The organism is Mesorhizobium sp. B2-8-3 (assembly GCF_006440815.1).
In the GTDB taxonomy this organism is placed as follows: domain Bacteria; phylum Pseudomonadota; class Alphaproteobacteria; order Rhizobiales; family Rhizobiaceae; genus Mesorhizobium.
Window position 1 is genome coordinate 85,468 of record NZ_VFTW01000022.1, and the last position, 15,589, is coordinate 101,056.

Sequence of the window (15,589 nt, forward strand, 5' to 3'; positions counted from 1 at the left end):
CCTTACTGTCCTTTTAGCACATGCGCAAAAGCCAGAAACAGGCAACCGCCGGGCCAAAGCGGAAAACAGGATGGTCGTCCTGTTCACATCCCCTGCGGGCCGCGGTTCATCGCCGCGACGCCGGTGCGGCAGATCTCGACCAGGCCGAGCGGCTTCATGATGGCGATGAACTGGTCGAGCTTGGACCCCTTGCCGGTGATCTCGAAGATGAAATGCTCGGTGTTGGCGTCGATGACCGAGGCGCGGAAAGCATCGGCGAGGCGAAGCGCCTCGACCCGGGCATCGCCGGTGCCGGCGACCTTGACCAGCGCGAGTTCGCGTTCCAGCGGCCGCTCCTGGCCAAGCTCTTGCGAACGGACGGACAGGTCGACCACCCGGTGCACAGGCACGATGCGCTCGAGCTGATGCTTGATCTGCTCCATCACATGCGGCGTGCCGCGCGTCACGATGGTGATGCGCGACAGATGCTTCTCATGCTCGGTCTCGGAAACGGTAAGGCTCTCGATGTTGTAGCCGCGACCGGAAAACAGGCCGATGACGCGGGCAAGCACGCCCGGCTCGTTGTCGACCAGCACGGAGAGCGTATGCGTTTCCGGCTTCTCGGTTTCCTTGGCGATGAAATAGGCGGAGCCGGTCGGTTGAAGGTGCTGTGCGTTCATAAGGTGAATCTCGATTTCAGACTTTTTGAGCTAATTCTCTGTTTGCGCACGGCTTTCTCGCGACAGCCCCGCCTTTGTGGCTGCCTACACCAGTTCCCTGCCCTTGGCGTCAATGGCGTTGGCCACCGCCTCGTCGGTCGCCTCGTCCGGCAGGAGCATCTCGTTATGCGCCTTGCCCGACGGGATCATCGGGAAGCAGTTGGCCAAGGTCGCCACGCGGCAGTCGAACAGCACCGGCTTCTTCACCGAGATCATCTCCTTGATCGCGTCGTCGAGCTCGTCCGGCTTGTCGCAGCGTATGCCGTGGCCGCCATAGGCCTCGGCCAGCTTGACGAAGTCCGGCATCGCCTCGGTGTAGGAATGCGACAGCCGGTTGCCGTGCAGCAGCTGCTGCCACTGGCGCACCATGCCCATATACTGGTTGTTCAGGATGAAGATCTTGATCGGCGCATTGTACTGCACCGCCGTGCTCATCTCCTGCATCGTCATCTGCACCGAGGCGTCACCGGCGATGTCGACGACCAGCGCATCCGGGTGCGCGATCTGCACACCGAGCGCGGCCGGCAGGCCGTAACCCATGGTGCCGAGACCACCCGACGTCATCCAGCGGTTCGGCTTGTCGAAATGGTAGTGCTGCGCCGCCCACATCTGGTGCTGGCCGACCTCGGTGGTGATGTAGGTGTCCTTGTCCTTGGTCAGTTCGTAGAGCCGCTGGATCGCGTATTGCGGCATGATGACGTCGCTATTCATCTTGTAGGCGAGCGAGTCCCGCGCCCGCCATTTCGCGATCTGCTCCCACCATGGATAGAGCGCCTTCTTGTCGGTCTTGGCGGTCGCCCGCCACAGTCGCACCAGGTCTTCCAGGACGCGTCCGACATCGCCGATAATCGGCACGTCGGTGTGAACGTTCTTGTTGATCGAGGACGGATCGATGTCGATGTGGATCTTCTTCGAGTTCGGCGAGAACGCGTTGAGACGGCCGGTGATGCGGTCGTCGAAGCGCGCGCCGATGCAGATCATCACGTCGCAGTCATGCATGGCCATGTTGGCTTCATAGGTGCCGTGCATGCCGAGCATGCCAACCCAGTTCTTGCCCGACGCCGGATAGGCGCCGAGCCCCATCAGCGTCGAGGTGATCGGGAAACCGGTGAGGTCGACCAGCTCGCGCAGCAAGTGGCTCGCTTCCGGACCGGAATTGATGACGCCGCCGCCCGAATAGATGATGGGCTTCTTGGCGGCTGCCATCAACTCGACGGCGGCCTTCACCTTCTCCAGGTCGCCCTGGACCTTGGGTTGATAGCTGGTGCGCGGCGCCGTCTGCGGCGGCACATAAATGCCCTTGGCGAACTGCACGTCCTTGGGAATGTCGACCACGACCGGGCCGGGACGGCCGGTGGTCGCGACATGGAAAGCCTCATGGATGGTGGCGGCGAGTTGGTTGACGTCCTTCACCAGCCAGTTGTGCTTGGTGCAGGGCCGCGTGATACCGACGGTGTCGCATTCCTGGAACGCGTCGGAGCCGATCAGCGATGTCGGCACCTGGCCGGTGAGGCAGACCAGCGGAATGGAATCCATCAGCGCGTCCTGCAGCGGCGTCACCGCATTGGTGGCGCCGGGACCGGACGTCACCAGCATGACGCCCGCCTTGCCGGTCGAACGGGCATAGCCTTCGGCGGCATGGCCGGCACCCTGCTCGTGCCGGACCAGGATGTGCTCGACATCGTCTTGTTGAAAAATTTCATCATAAATTGGGAGAACGGCGCCGCCCGGATAGCCGAAGACATGCTTGACGCCGTTGTCCTTCAGCGCTTGCACCACCATTTCGGCGCCTGTCATTTCGCGCCGCTCGTTCTGTCCGTTGCTCATCGGTCTGGTCCCGTACTGTCCGCCATCTGGCGATTTGCTGGTCGTTTAGTCGTGTTTCAGGCAATAAAAAAGGCCCCCGAGGGAGCCTGTGTGATGCGCATGGGAGGTTTTCGCCCGGCGGTTACACCGCCTTGCCCACACGCCTGCCTACGAGAATGAGTGCCGTTTTCATGGGCGCGGACAATAAGGGCGAAAACGCGGGCTCGTCAATGGGGTCCAGCGCGAATTCACCCGCCTGTGAGAACGACATCGGCGCGCGCTCTCATCCCACAGCTACCATAGTACAGTTGAGCGTCCCTCTCCGACGCACCACTATGCGCTGGCAGAGGACGTGCGAGGAGGACGCAGGGCTGGCGAACGGGAGCATATCCGCGAAATCGAACAGGTGCTGTCCGGCGCGCGATCGGCCCGCGACGACATCGTCGTTCAATCCTGGATGCGCTGCATCGATACCCATCGGCTCGATACGGCGCGGCCGATCGAAATCTACATTGTCCTAACGGATTGATTTCATTGTAATTCTTGATGAACGTCACGATTGGCACGCCGCTTGCTGCTCATGACGGACTCTAGCAAGTGGAGGAGAACAAATGCTCGAGAGAACACCCACCACCAAGGCGCAGGCGCTGCTCGACAAGTTCGGCAAGGCATTGGAAGCCGGCGACATCGACAGCGCCGTCAACTGCTTCCAGGCCGATTGCTACTGGCGCGACCTCGTCACCTTCACCTGGAACCTGAAGACGATGGAAGGCCGCGACCAGATCCGCGACATGCTCCAGGCGACGCTGGCCAGCACCAAGCCGACCGGTTGGGCGGTGGCCAAGGGCGAGGAAGCGAACGAGGACGGCGGCGTCATCACCGCCTGGATCACTTTCGAGACCAGCGTGGCGCGCGGCTTTGGCCTCGTGCGGTTCAAGGGCGACCTGATCTGGACCCTGCTCACCACGATGGCGGAGCTGAAAGACCATGAGGAGAAGGCGGGCTTCACCCGCCCCCTCGGCGCCAAGCATGGCCACGGCAAGGACCGCAAGACGTGGCGTGAAGAGCGCGACGACGAGATCGCCGAGCTCGGCCACTCCCGACAGCCCTATGTCGTCATCATCGGCGGCGGCCAGGGCGGAATCGCTCTTGGAGCTAGGCTGAAACAACTCGGCGTGCCGGCCATCATCATCGAGAAGAACGAACGCCCAGGCGATTCCTGGCGCAGGCGCTACAAGTCGCTCTGCCTGCACGACCCGGTCTGGTACGATCATCTGCCCTATATCGACTTTCCGAAGAACTGGCCGGTCTTCGCGCCGAAGGACAAGATCGGCGACTGGTTGGAAATGTACACCAAGGTGATGGAGCTCAACTATTGGAGCTCCACTACGGCAAAATCCGCCAAATATGACGACAAGGCCAAGGAATGGACGATCGTCGTCGAGCGCGACGGCAAGGAGATCACGCTCAAGCCGAAGCAGCTGGTGCTGGCGACCGGCATGTCGGGCAAGGCCAACTGGCCGAAATACAAGGGCCAGGACATCTTCAAGGGCGAGCAGCAGCATTCATCGAATCATCCCGGCCCGGACAAATACCGCGGCAAGAAGGTGGTGATCATCGGCTCCAACAATTCGGCGCACGACATCTGCGCGGCGCTGTGGGAAGGCGGCGCCGACGTGACCATGGTGCAGCGGTCCTCCACGCACATCGTGAAATCCGACACGCTGATGGATATCGGCCTTGGCGCACTCTACTCCGAGCAGGCGGTCGAGAACGGCATGACGACGCGCAAGGCGGACATGATCTTCGCTTCGCTGCCCTACCGCATCCTGCACGAGTTCCAGATCCCGCTCTACGAGCAGATGAAGGAGCGCGACGCGAAGTTCTACGCGGACCTGGAAAAGGCCGGCTTCATGCTCGACTGGGGCGACGACGGCTCGGGCCTGTTCATGAAATACCTGCGACGCGGCTCCGGCTATTACATCGATGTCGGCGCCTGCGACCTCGTCATCGACGGTTCGATCAAGCTGAAGAGCGGGCTAGGCGCCGCGGTGCAGGAACTCACCGAAACCGGCGTGAAATTCGTCGACGGCACGGAATTGCCGGCCGACCTGGTGGTCTATGCGACCGGCTACGGCTCGATGAACGGCTGGGCCGCGGACCTCATCTCACAGGACGTCGCCGACAAGGTCGGCAAGGTTTGGGGTTTGGGTTCCAGCACCACCAAGGACCCCGGCCCTTGGGAAGGCGAGCAGCGCAACATGTGGAAGCCGACGCAGCAGCAAGCGCTGTGGTTCCACGGCGGCAACCTGCACCAGTCTCGGCACTACTCGCAGTATCTGTCACTGCAACTCAAAGCCAGGCAGGTCGGCTTGCCGACGCCTGTCTATGGGCTGCAGGAGGTCTATCACAAGGGATAGACGACTTCCGAACCTTTCCCAGCGAAGGCGCCGCCTCGGCGGCGCCCTCGCTGAACCGTCGACAGCGTGCCTTCGGCCGGCCGCGATGTGGCTGCGCGCTCGGCCGGCTTGGCTTCCCTGCATTCATCCGGCTGATACGCCACCAACGCGTGTTCGCCGTCGAAGCAGAAACACATGGCTTTCTCCCCAGACTTCGCCGCCCTCTAAGCTGCCTTTTCCGCCGCGAACTTCTTCACGACGCGCTCCAGCAGCGGCACGTAGTCGCGAAAGGCCCGCGTCTTCATGTCGGCGACCTTGCCGCCCTCGTCCCAGATGCGCACGCGCACCGCTTCCTCGTGGAACGGATTGCGGCGGAACTCCTTGACTTCCTCGGCATTCATCGGCCCGCCCTGCAGCGACAGCGTATGCACCGAGGCCGCCGACAGCTTGCCGAAATAGGTCGGATCGGTGGCGCACAGATAGCGCTTGGCCGAGACATGCAGCCTGACGCACTCGACGATGACCGGCGGAAAGAAGGGCGCCAGCACCTCGCCGCCCGCCTCGTCATGGTGCTTGTCCTCGACGTCGTCGGGCGAATAGGTGCCGAACTCGCTGGTATAGTGGCCGATATCGTGCAGCAGTGCCGCCGCCACGAGCTCCTCCGGCGCGCCGTCCTGCTCGGCCAGCCATGCGCCCTGCAGCATATGTTCCGACATGGTGACAGGCTCGCCGAGATAGGATTCGGCGCCGCGACGCTCGAAGATATCGGCGATGAATTCGACGATATTGCCCGTGTTCAATTCGTTCGGGTTCATTCCGCCGCCTCCTTGAAACCATGCTCGATCGCCGCCAGCGTCGACAACAGGCCATCCTTGTCGGCGTAGCAGCCCTGCAGCCAGCGCTTGCCGCCGCCGGAAAACGCCTTGCGCGCATGCATGACGCGGGTGTTGTCGACGATGAAGGATTCTCCCGCCTCGAGCTTGAAGGTCACCTCGAAGGCCGGATCCTCGATCAGTTCGGCGAACCGGCGGTAGGCCGCATAATACTTGTCCATCTCGGCGAACGGCACGTCCACCGCCGGCGCCAGCGAGCGGTTGTTGAAGCGGATGCAGATCAACTCGCCATCGGGCCCGAGCTCGATCATCGGCCGCTTCGACTGCAGCCGCACGCCCGACGAGCCGGCATATTCGAAGCGCGCCGGATAGGAAGAGAGCAGTCGGAAGCCGTCGGGGTTCTCCGCCTGAAGCGCCGCCGCCACCGCGAACCCGTCGACGACGCTGGATTCGCCGCCTTCCACCGTGTTCTCGATGCAGGCTAGGATCTGCAGCGTCGGCACCGGGTCGCGGTAGGGATTGTCGGTATGCGCCTGCAGGCCGAGATTGGTGTAGGCGAGATTGTTCGGATTGACCTCGGCGCGCACCTCGAACCAGCGCCCGTAATTGGTTTCCCTGATATAGCCGAACAGGTCGGCCACCTTGCACAGCGCGCCGGATTCCGTCGGCAGACCGTCCATGACGGCAAAGCCGTAGCTGCGAACCGCGGCCAGCCATTGCCGCAGCACGTTGCCGTCGCGGCTGGCGTCGGCATAGGCCGCACGCGGCACGGAGTTCTGCATCGTGGCTTTCGTCCAGCGCTCTATGTCGCCTCTCGTCCAGCCGGGCTCGCGAACCTCCTGGCGATCATAGGCATGGCTGCGCAGCCAGCCGGCGGGAAAGCCGACGGTCTTGCCTTCGGGAGCGAACGTGACTTCGAGCAACTCGCCCTTGATCGAGGCTGAGCCGATCCGCGTCCCGGCCGGAATGTCGAGGATGGTGATCAGCCGCTGGCCGTTGCCGGCGCTGCGCGTCTTGTCGTCCAGCGCATTGTCGCGCAGCCACATGGCGTGGAAGCGGCTCACCGCTCCGTCTTTCCAGCCAAGCTCGATCGTTCCTCCGTCGTCGCCCAGCGTTACCGTCGCCAACATATCCTGAAAGCTCCCATCCTCTAACCGCCACCGCAGGCACGGATTGCATGGTGGCTTCATCGAAGGCATAATTCAAATTATCGTTTTGTGGGCAATGGCACTAAATTTGTGATGGCTGGAAAAGCTTTCGACACGATGCCTCCACTCGACTGGCTGCGCAGTTTCGAGGCCGCCGCCCGCCTGTCGAATTTCACCGCCGCGGCCGCCGAGCTCGGCCTCACCCAGGCCGCGGTCAGCCAGCACATCCGTTTCCTGGAAGATCGGCTGAAGACGCGATTGTTCGCGCGCCTGGCGCGCGGCGTGGCGCTGTCGCCGGAAGGCGCGGCCTACCTCCCCCACATCCAGTCGGCATTCGCGACCATCGGCAACAGCACGAAAGAGCTGTTCGAGCCGCGCGCCGTGCAGACCGTCAGCATACGCGTTCCCATTTCCTTCGCCCTGCTGGTGCTGGTACCGGCTCTTCCCGACCTGGCAAAGGCGCTGCCGCGCGTCAGGCTCGATCTGGTGACCATCCATCGGCCGACTGATTACGACCAGCCGGGCTCGGCGCTCGACATACGCTTCGGCAACGGGTCCTTTCCCGGTCGCGAGGCCGACCGGCTGACCGCCGAGCGGCTCGTTCCGGTCGCGGCTCCGCCGCTCGCCCGAGACGCCGATTGGACATCGTTGCCGCTGCTCCTGGTGGCAGGCGCGCGCGAAATGTGGGCGGAATGGTTTGCCGCCGCGGGGCTTGCCGGCCATTCCCGGCGCTCGCATCGCTTCGACAGTTTCGTCGCCGCCTTGGAAGCGGCCAAGACCGGCGCCGGAGCGCTGCTCGGCTCCCGGCCCTTGGTCGACGCCGCGCTCAGGGAGGGTACTCTCATCAGGCTTTCGGATTTCGAGCTTTCGAGCCCATCGGGCCATTTCCTGACAAGACCGTCATCGTCGCGACTGTCCGGCGCCGAGCAGGATTTTCGCCGCTGGCTTCTGTCGCGCATCGCCAGGATTTCAGGATAGCGCGTCGGCCGCGATCCCTATCCGCTTCCAGTATATAAGGGTGCCGGTCAGCCCGCCATGTGGCTTGAGCGCGAAATCGGGGATCTCACCGGTCAGCGTGAAACCAAGTTTCTCATAAAGCCCGGCCGCGCCCTCTTCGCTCGCCGTGTCCAGCACCAGCAGCGTACGACTTTTCTCGACGGCCAATTTCTCCGCTGCCCGCATCAGCCCCGTCGCGACGCCTTTGCCGCGATGATCGCGGCCGGTCATCAGCTTGGCGATCTCGGCGCGGTGCGGTTGATTGGGCGGAAAGTCGAGCAGCAGCGTGACGGTGCCGGCAAGCGCCTCGCCCCGCCATGCGCCGAGCACCGCCCTTTCGCCGCGCTCGGCCCCGGCAAGCGACTTGCGCCAGAAGTCCCGCGCCGCTTCCAGCGACAGCGGATGCATGAAGCTCACCGATCCGCCGGCGGCGACCGTCTCAATCAAGAGAGCGGACAGTTGGGCTACGGTCGCCGCGTCGTGCATCAACACCCGGATTTCAAGGGAGTTCATTCTGGTGTTCTCCAGAGGTCTCGGGACGAGGTCATTCGAAATGGCTGGTTCGCTTGCGTCGGCGCGCCCGCCTGATTTCGGCGATACGGTCGGCGTCGTCCTCGCTGAGATGGCGCCCGCGCTCCAGGATCTCGAGCGTATATTCCTCATAGGTCAGCCCGAGCCGCTCGGCCCGTTCCAGCCGCATCAGCATGACGGCGTGGCTTGGCGCCTTCCAGGTCTTGTCGTGAGCGGCGCGCCAGGCGACGAAGATATAGGCGTCGCCCTTGCCCCAGGGCGGGCCGTCATAGTCGTCGAGCGGCGGCCCGCCATTATGCGAGCGCTTTGGCCGGCGAGACATCGCAATCAGTCCCTGACCAGCGCCACGAGATACTCCGCCGCATCCGGTCCGGGAGCATGAAAGACACAATCCGAGGGCGCGCCCAGCGCCAAGCAGTCGCCGGGCTCGAGCCTGTGCACCAAATCGCCCTCGGTGAAGTCCAGCCTTCCGTCGATCAGCCATACCTGCTGCTTGATGAAGGTGTAGGACGCCGCCGGCAGACTGACCTTGGCGCCCGCCGGAAGGCTGACCCTGACCAGTTCCAGCGGCATCTGCGATGCCGGCGATAGATGACGCCTGATGTACCCGGTTGCCGGATCCTGCCAGATCGGCTGCTCGTCCCGGCGCGAAATGCCGCCGCCTTGCATCTCGGCCCGCGCGATCAGCGTCGACAGCGTCATGCCGAAGGCCGCCGCGATGCGCACCAGAAGCGCCGCGGTCGGACTCGTCGTACCGCGTTCGATGGCGCTCAGCATCGCCTTCGAAACGTCCGAGCGCTCGGCCAATTCGGCCAGCGACCAGCCCCTCACCGTCCTCTCGGAGCGTATCCGTCTGCCGATCGTGGCGCTGATGTCATTCGATATACCATCCATTCGTCCAATATATCGGAATTCCGCACGCTGGGAAGAGATTGTTCGATCGAATTGTCGCGGCTGGCTTAACGCTGCCTACACCATTCGACCTCACCTGACTTTAACCCCGATTGGATAGGGTTGCCGCTCCAGGGGAATGGGACCACGGCATTATGTTTGTTGAACGCGAAGCCTCCGTTGGCGAACCGACTTCGCAGGAGCGCCGCAACATCCAGCAGAACGATAAGCGCATTCTGGGCAATGTCGTGCAATGCGACGGCGCGCGCGCCACCATCAGCGCCCACGCGGAAGACACCGAAGGCGCGGTCACCGGCCTCTGGACCGTCGGCAAGATGATCTCCATCAATCTCGGTTCGACACGAACGGTCGGCCTTGTCTATGCCATCGGCAAATCGGACCTTGCCTGGAACCACGAAGGGCAGAACCCGATCGAGGTCAGCGTCGAACTGGTCGGCGAGGTGCGCGACGGCGCCGAGCCCGGCGCCAAGCCGGTGTTCGACCGCGGCATCACCACTTATCCGCATATCGGCGCCATTGCCCACAGCATCCGCAGCCGCGACCTGCAGGCGGTCTACGATCTGGCCGGGCGCCATTCGGTGACCATCGGCACGCTGTCGCAGGATGAGTCGATCGATGCCAACATCGCCATCGACGACACGCTGGCGCGTCATTTCGCCATCGTCGGCACCACCGGCGTCGGCAAATCGACGGCGGTGTCGCTGCTGTTGCGCAAAACGATCGAGGCGCGCCCCGACCTGCGCGTGCTCATCCTCGACCCGCACAACGAGTTCGCCGGCTCGCTGCCGGAATATTGCGTCAAGGTCGATTCCAAGACACTCGACCTGCCGTTCTGGATGTTCAGGCTGGAGGAATTCGCCGAAGTGCTGTTTCGCGGCCGCGAGACGGTGCCCGAGGAAGTGGATGTCCTGCGCGACCTGATCCCGGCCGCCAAGAACCTTTATCGTAACCCGAATTCCGGCACCTATGTCAGGCGCGGCAGCGACGCGCTGACGGCAGACACGCCGGTGCCCTACCGCATGGCCGATCTCATCAAGCAGATCGACGAGCGCATGGGCCTGCTCGAAAGCAAGAACGACCGCCCGACCTTGAAGTCGCTGAAAACGCGCATCGAGTCGGCGGCGGCCGATCCGCGCTACCGCTTCATGTTTAATTCGCGCCTGATCGAGGACACCATCCACGAAACGATCGGCAACATTTTCCGCGTTCCCAGCCATGGCCGCCCGGTCACCTGCTTCGAGATGGCGGGCATGCCTTCGGAAGTCGTCAATTCGGTCTGCTCGGTGCTGGCGCGCCTGGCCTTCGACCTGGCCTTGTGGAGCGAGGGCCGGCTGAGGCTGCTCCTGCTTTGCGAGGAAGCCCACCGCTATATGCCGGCCGATCCGCGTCTCGGCTTCGCGCCGACCCGCCACGCGCTGTCGCGTATCGCCAAGGAAGGCCGCAAATATGGCTGTTATCTCGGCGTCGTCACCCAGCGCCCGGGCGAGCTCGACCCGACCATCCTGTCGCAATGCTCTACCTTTTTCGCCATGCGCCTCGCCAACGAACAGGACCAGGCGATCATCCGCTCGGCGATCGCCGACTCCTCGGCCTCGACGCTGGCTTTCCTGTCCTCGATGGGGCAGCGCGAAGCCATCGCTTTCGGCGAAGGCGTGGCGACGACCATGCGGCTGAAATTCGAGAAGCTGCCGCAACAATTCATCCCCGGCACCGCGAAAGGCGAGCAGGTCGAGCCCTCCGTGGATGGCAGCGACGTCGATCTGGCCATGATCGTCGAGCGGCTTCGCAACGTGCCGAAGCCGCAGCAGTCCATGGCTTTCGCCGAGACCGTGGACTCGACCCGCCAGGCCGGCGACCCGGACTACAAGAAGCCGGCCAACGCCCCGCGCGTGCAGCCGGACGACGACTTCGACACTCGCTACGGCCTGAAGCCCTCGACCTTCGGCATGCGCCAGCTCAACGACTGAGTTTCCGCTCTGCCTGAAGCCCCGCTTGAATGGGTAAATCTCGTCAGGAAATTCGTCAGGCTGAGTCGGCTGGAGCCGTTTTCGAGAACCGGAGCGGAGCGGACATTTGGGTCCGTGAGCACCGGAAGCGCAGAAAGCGCCTCCAGACGGCCAGCCTCACGAATTTGATGATGAGATTTTAGGCGCAGACGCGGTTGCGGCCTTGCTTCTTCGCCTCATAGAGCTGGCGGTCGGCGCGGCGGTAGAAATCCTCCGCGCTCTCCTTGTGGTCCCAGACGGCAAGGCCGACGCTGGTGGTGACCTTCAGCCGCACATTGCCCGACATGATCGACATGTTGGCGATCGCCTTGCGGATGCGTTCGGCGAACCTGGCGAGCAATTCGACATCCATGTTGGGGGTGACGACGGCAAACTCCTCCCCGCCCAGCCGCGCCACCACATCGTGATAACGCGTCATGCCCCTCAGACACGCGGCGACGGCCCTCAACACCTCGTCGCCGACGTCATGGCCATGCGTGTCGTTGACCTGTTTGAAATGATCGAGATCGAGGATCATCAGTCCGACCGGCCTGTCGATCCGGCGAAATTCGTGGAGATATTCGCGCAGCGCATCGTCGAAATAGCGGCGGTTCTGCATTCCGGTAAGACCGTCGGTGAGCGCCGCCTGCTCGAGCGTCTGCGAACGGGCGCTGAGCGAAACCGTCATAGCCCTGAGCTTGCCCTCTTCCCGCACCTGGCCGCGGATCAGCGGGTAGATGAAGAAGGTGCCGAAGAACAGCGCGGTCGCCAGCAGCGCCCCGGTGACGAACAGCAGTTTGTTGAGATAGACGATTTTGTCGACTCGCGATGCGGTATCGAGGTCGGCGGCGATGTCCTGCAATTGGCCATAGGCGTGGAAGGTCACCAGGCCCGCGGCGAGGATCACGAAAATAAAGACAAAAAATGCGGATTCCGCCTTATGGAAACGCATCTACTCCCCGCGGCACTGCAAGCCTCGAGGTTATGGCATGGCGGACCTTACGGACAGTTAACCCGGACAACCTTGGCGAGAATTAGAGCCAGGGATTTTAAGGTGCTGATTGAAAAAGCTTTTCGTCAGTCCGGGAGCGTCGGTTCGTCGCCCGGCCGCAGCCTGCGCCACTCCGCGCCCAGTTGGTGCCTGAACCAGGTCGACTGGCGCTTGGCATACTGCCGGGTCGCGATCTTGGCACGTTCGATCGCTTCGGGAAAACCCGACTGTCCGGCCGTTGCTGCTTGCAGCTCGCGCACGCCGATCGCTTTCATCGCCGGCAGATCCGCGTCGAGGCCGAGCGCGATGAGCCGGCGCACTTCGTCGAGCGCGCCTTTGTCGAGCATCTGGTCGAAACGCGCCTCGATGCGCCGCACCAGTTGCTGCCGGTCCGGCTCGATGACCAGGAAACGCGCACTGTCGCGATCGATCAGCGGCCGGCCGCGCGCCGCCTGCCATTCCAGGATCGAGCGCCCCGAAGCGTCGAGCACCTCGAGTGCCCGCACGATACGCTGGCCATCGGTCGGCCTGAGCTGCATGGCGACGGTCGAATCCTCACGCATCAACAGGCGATGCAGCCTTTCGGCCCCTTGTTCCTTGAGCTCGTAGCGCCAGCGCTCGCGGACGGAGGCCGGAATGTCCGGCATGTCCGAGATGCCTTCGGCCAGCGCGCGGAAATAGAGCCCGGTGCCGCCGACGAAAACGACCGGTCGGCCCGACAGCATGCCGTCTTCTATCAGCTTCGTGACGTCGCGCAGCCAGGCGCCGGTGGAATAGGCCGTGGAGGGATGGACATGGCCGTAAAGGAAATGCGGCGCGCGTGCCATTTCAGCGGGGCTCGGCCGCGCCGTCAGGACATCGAGTATCGAATAGCCTTGCATGGAATCGGTGTTGACGATGACGCCGCCGTCGCGTGCGGCGAGATCGAGCGCCAGCGCCGACTTGCCGCTGGCTGTCGGCCCGGCTATCAGGATCGCGTTCTTGACGCGGCCTTCGCCCGCCTGCCTACCGGAATGTTCGATGCCGCTGATCGCCACGCTAGTGTCCCGTCCAGAAGCCCGCGCTGTGCCGGCCTCGCTTGCGAATATGGCCTTGCGGGCCGCCGGCGCAAGCGCGGTTGATTGGCTGGCGGAGGACATCGCCTGCGATCTTGTTTTGCCGCGGACGCCCGATATCGGCAAAATGACCGCCAATCTGCGCGCCGCATTGGCTTCCGAGCCGGTCGACATCATCGTCCAGCCCGCCGAAGGCAGGCGCAAGAAGATACTGCTTGCCGATATGGACTCGACCATGATCGACCAGGAATGCATCGACGAGCTTGCCGACGAAATCGGCGTCAAGGATCATGTGGCGGCGATCACCGCGCGCTCGATGAATGGCGAGATCGCCTTCGAGCCCGCCTTGCGCGAGCGCGTCGCCCTGCTGAGGGGCCTCGATATCGCCGTGGTCGACCGCATCATCGCCAACCGGCTGACGCTCGCGGCCGGCGGCCGCGCCCTGGTGCAAACGATGCGCGCCAACGGGGCCTGGACAGCGCTGGTCTCCGGCGGCTTCGACGTCTTCACCAGCCGCATCGCCGCCATGCTGGGCTTTCAGGAAAACCGCGCCAACCGGCTGATCGAGAAAGACGGCACATTCACCGGCATGGTGGCCGAGCCGATCCTCGGCCGCGCCGCCAAGGCCGAAGCGCTGCTCGACATCGCGGCGCGGCTCGGACTGACGACCGAGGATGCCATCGCCGTCGGCGACGGCGCCAACGACCTCGATATGATCCGCCTTGCCGGCACCGGCGTCGCGCTCCACGCCAAGCCGGCGGTGGCGGAACAGGCCCGGATCCGCATCGATCATGGCGATCTGACGGCGCTGCTCTATCTCCAGGGCTACCGCCGGGATGAATTCGTCTTGTGAGGTCTCCAATGACGCCGATACGCACCGAGCGTCTCATCCTGCGCAATTGGGAAGAGCGCGACCGCGCGCTTTTCCATCGCATCAACTCCGACGAGCGCGTGATGGAATTCTTCCCGTTCCGCCGCGACCGTGCCGCGGCGGATGCCAAGATGGACGAGGTCCGCGCCTGGATCGATGAGGATGGCTACGGCTTCGCCGCGGCCGAGATTGCCGCGACCGGCGAATGCATCGGCTTTGTCGGTTTGTCCGGAACGGAAGACATCGACGTGCTGGCGCCCGGCACCATCGAGATCGGCTGGCGGCTGGCACCCGAATTCTGGGGCAAGGGCTACGTCACCGAGGCGTCGGAAGCTTGGCTCGCCTATGGCTTCGGAACGCTTGGCGTCGGCGAAATCGTGTCGTTCGCGGTTGCTGACAATCATCGCTCCATCGCTGTCATGAAGCGGCTCGGCATGCGAGTCGATCCCGCCGCCGATTTCGACTATCCCGCCGTCCCCTATAGCCATCCGCATCTCAAGCGGCATGTCATGTACAGGCTGTCGCGCGAGGATTGGCAGGCACGGCGTATCTGATCAATGCCTCTCAGAAGGACGTTCGTCTCCGGACTGTGGCGGACCATCCGGGACCTGATCGAGAATCCTGGCAAAATCCGCGCCGGATGCATTGCCCGCCCGTCGGCGTAGGAAATCGGCCGCAGTCTCCATAGCACCGATCTTTTGTGCCACGGCCGAGGCGATCCACTGATTGAGCGAGACACCGTCCGCTTTTGCCAGGCGCGCCGCCGCTTCCTTGACCGAGAGGGGCAGCTTCAAAGGATATGTTGCCTTGCTCATGTTCGTGTTCCTTCCAGCAACTCGGCCGGGCCGATGACCGGAACGCCTAAGCGAGCTTCGGCGGTCAAGAAGTCTCGGCGGTTGTACGTGACCAGCGCATCTGCCCTGCCATTGACGGCCGCCTCCAGCACCATTTCATCCTTCGGATCGGCCAACTGCGGACGCCAGAGAAAGTGCAGCTCAACAGGCTCCGCCAAGGCAGCAAAGCCGGCCAGCAAGCGATCTAGCTCAACAGCTGACGGGCGATGGATGGCCGCTTGCTCCGGTCGTGACAGTACTGCTTCATACTCAAGAAACAGAGCTGTCGTCACCTACGGCCGAACATGCCTTTCAGCGATCAACCGCAAGACCGCAAACGAAGCTCCATTTCTGCTTCGCAGGCCTGCGGTCAGAATGTTTGTATCCAGCACTATTCGCTTCACAGGTCAAAATAGTACATCCCATAGGATGTTGCAGCAGACCTGCTAGGCCATAGTGACGATTTAAGGAATTGGGATTCCCACGGGCCGGCAAATCAGATTCAACGCTGATTTTTGGGGATCAGTGATG

General features: G+C 63.3%; 17 protein-coding genes. 6 read left to right on the top strand and 11 right to left on the bottom strand.

Features of this window, described 5'->3' with window-relative positions; translation table 11 throughout:
- Positions 1-83: 83 nt before the first annotated feature.
- Both ilvN and FJ418_RS25175 read right to left on the bottom strand, forming a co-directional pair.
- Positions 84-659 carry an acetolactate synthase small subunit gene (gene ilvN, locus FJ418_RS25170; RefSeq protein WP_140705828.1) on the bottom strand — a complete coding sequence of 192 codons (576 nt, stop codon included), beginning with the start codon at positions 657-659 and terminating at the stop codon, positions 84-86.
- A gap of 84 nt (positions 660-743) precedes the next feature.
- Positions 744-2,525: an acetolactate synthase 3 large subunit gene (locus FJ418_RS25175; RefSeq protein WP_140870250.1), complete on the bottom strand. Its 1,782-nt coding sequence runs from the start codon at positions 2,523-2,525 to the stop codon at positions 744-746.
- A 331-nt stretch (positions 2,526-2,856) separates the two neighbouring features.
- Between FJ418_RS25175 and FJ418_RS32070 the strand changes: the two genes are divergently transcribed.
- Both FJ418_RS32070 and FJ418_RS25180 read left to right on the top strand, forming a co-directional pair.
- Positions 2,857-3,033, top strand: a complete 177-nt coding sequence (locus FJ418_RS32070; protein WP_181167083.1) for a hypothetical protein — start codon at positions 2,857-2,859, stop codon at positions 3,031-3,033.
- A gap of 82 nt (positions 3,034-3,115) precedes the next feature.
- Positions 3,116-4,924, top strand: a complete 1,809-nt coding sequence (locus FJ418_RS25180) for an NAD(P)/FAD-dependent oxidoreductase (protein WP_140870253.1) — start codon at positions 3,116-3,118, stop codon at positions 4,922-4,924.
- A gap of 203 nt (positions 4,925-5,127) precedes the next feature.
- On the opposite strand, the gene FJ418_RS25185 is transcribed toward FJ418_RS25180, so the two are convergent.
- Positions 5,128-5,718, bottom strand: coding sequence for an HD domain-containing protein (locus FJ418_RS25185; protein ID WP_140644211.1), 591 nt, complete (start codon positions 5,716-5,718; stop codon positions 5,128-5,130).
- Positions 5,715-6,866, bottom strand: a complete 1,152-nt coding sequence (locus tag FJ418_RS25190; RefSeq protein ID WP_140870256.1) for a gamma-butyrobetaine dioxygenase — start codon at positions 6,864-6,866, stop codon at positions 5,715-5,717. Before FJ418_RS25190 ends, FJ418_RS25185 begins: the two co-directional genes overlap by 4 nt.
- Positions 6,867-6,977: 111 nt before the next feature.
- Between FJ418_RS25190 and FJ418_RS25195 the strand changes: the two genes are divergently transcribed.
- Complete coding sequence (locus tag FJ418_RS25195; RefSeq protein WP_246683201.1) at positions 6,978-7,862, top strand: LysR family transcriptional regulator; 885 nt, start codon at positions 6,978-6,980, stop codon at positions 7,860-7,862.
- Here FJ418_RS25195 and FJ418_RS25200 read toward each other — a convergent pair.
- Genes FJ418_RS25200 through FJ418_RS25210 form a run of 3 tightly spaced genes read right to left on the bottom strand, consistent with a single transcriptional unit; the run spans position 7,854 to position 9,305 of the window.
- The gene (locus tag FJ418_RS25200) at positions 7,854-8,393 is read right to left on the bottom strand and encodes a GNAT family N-acetyltransferase (protein WP_140705838.1); all 540 of its coding nucleotides are present in this window, start codon (positions 8,391-8,393) and stop codon (positions 7,854-7,856) included. The two genes, FJ418_RS25195 and FJ418_RS25200, sit on opposite strands and share 9 nt — an antisense overlap.
- A gap of 31 nt (positions 8,394-8,424) precedes the next feature.
- Positions 8,425-8,733 carry a hypothetical protein gene (locus FJ418_RS25205; protein WP_140870259.1) on the bottom strand — a complete coding sequence of 103 codons (309 nt, stop codon included), beginning with the start codon at positions 8,731-8,733 and terminating at the stop codon, positions 8,425-8,427.
- Positions 8,734-8,738: 5 nt separating this feature from the next.
- Positions 8,739-9,305, bottom strand: a complete 567-nt coding sequence (locus FJ418_RS25210; RefSeq protein WP_140870261.1) for an XRE family transcriptional regulator — start codon at positions 9,303-9,305, stop codon at positions 8,739-8,741.
- Between the two features lie 152 nt (positions 9,306-9,457).
- On the opposite strand from FJ418_RS25210, the gene FJ418_RS25215 reads away from it, so the two are divergent.
- Positions 9,458-11,290, top strand: coding sequence for an ATP-binding protein (locus FJ418_RS25215; RefSeq protein ID WP_140870264.1), 1,833 nt, complete (start codon positions 9,458-9,460; stop codon positions 11,288-11,290).
- 178 nt (positions 11,291-11,468) lie between these two features.
- On the opposite strand, the gene FJ418_RS25220 is transcribed toward FJ418_RS25215, so the two are convergent.
- Together FJ418_RS25220 and miaA are read right to left on the bottom strand one after the other, a co-directional pair.
- Positions 11,469-12,260 carry a GGDEF domain-containing protein gene (locus FJ418_RS25220; protein ID WP_140655136.1) on the bottom strand — a complete coding sequence of 264 codons (792 nt, stop codon included), beginning with the start codon at positions 12,258-12,260 and terminating at the stop codon, positions 11,469-11,471.
- A 125-nt stretch (positions 12,261-12,385) separates the two neighbouring features.
- Complete coding sequence (gene miaA, locus FJ418_RS25225) at positions 12,386-13,330, bottom strand: tRNA (adenosine(37)-N6)-dimethylallyltransferase MiaA (RefSeq protein ID WP_140870278.1); 945 nt, start codon at positions 13,328-13,330, stop codon at positions 12,386-12,388.
- On the opposite strand from miaA, the gene serB reads away from it, so the two are divergent.
- Both serB and FJ418_RS25235 read left to right on the top strand, forming a co-directional pair.
- Complete coding sequence (gene serB, locus FJ418_RS25230) at positions 13,320-14,207, top strand: phosphoserine phosphatase SerB (protein WP_140870267.1); 888 nt, start codon at positions 13,320-13,322, stop codon at positions 14,205-14,207. The two genes, miaA and serB, sit on opposite strands and share 11 nt — an antisense overlap.
- 8 nt (positions 14,208-14,215) lie before the next feature.
- Positions 14,216-14,779 (top strand): GNAT family N-acetyltransferase, encoded by a 564-nt coding sequence (locus FJ418_RS25235; protein WP_140870269.1) that lies wholly within the window; start codon positions 14,216-14,218, stop codon positions 14,777-14,779.
- On the opposite strand, the gene FJ418_RS25240 is transcribed toward FJ418_RS25235, so the two are convergent.
- Together FJ418_RS25240 and FJ418_RS25245 are read right to left on the bottom strand one after the other, a co-directional pair.
- On the bottom strand, positions 14,780-15,040 hold the full coding sequence (locus tag FJ418_RS25240; protein ID WP_140644193.1) for a pilus assembly protein HicB: 261 nt from the start codon (positions 15,038-15,040) through the stop codon (positions 14,780-14,782).
- Positions 15,037-15,351 carry a PIN domain-containing protein gene (locus FJ418_RS25245; protein ID WP_246683209.1) on the bottom strand — a complete coding sequence of 105 codons (315 nt, stop codon included), beginning with the start codon at positions 15,349-15,351 and terminating at the stop codon, positions 15,037-15,039. Before FJ418_RS25245 ends, FJ418_RS25240 begins: the two co-directional genes overlap by 4 nt.
- Between the last annotated feature and the right edge of the window lie 238 nt (positions 15,352-15,589).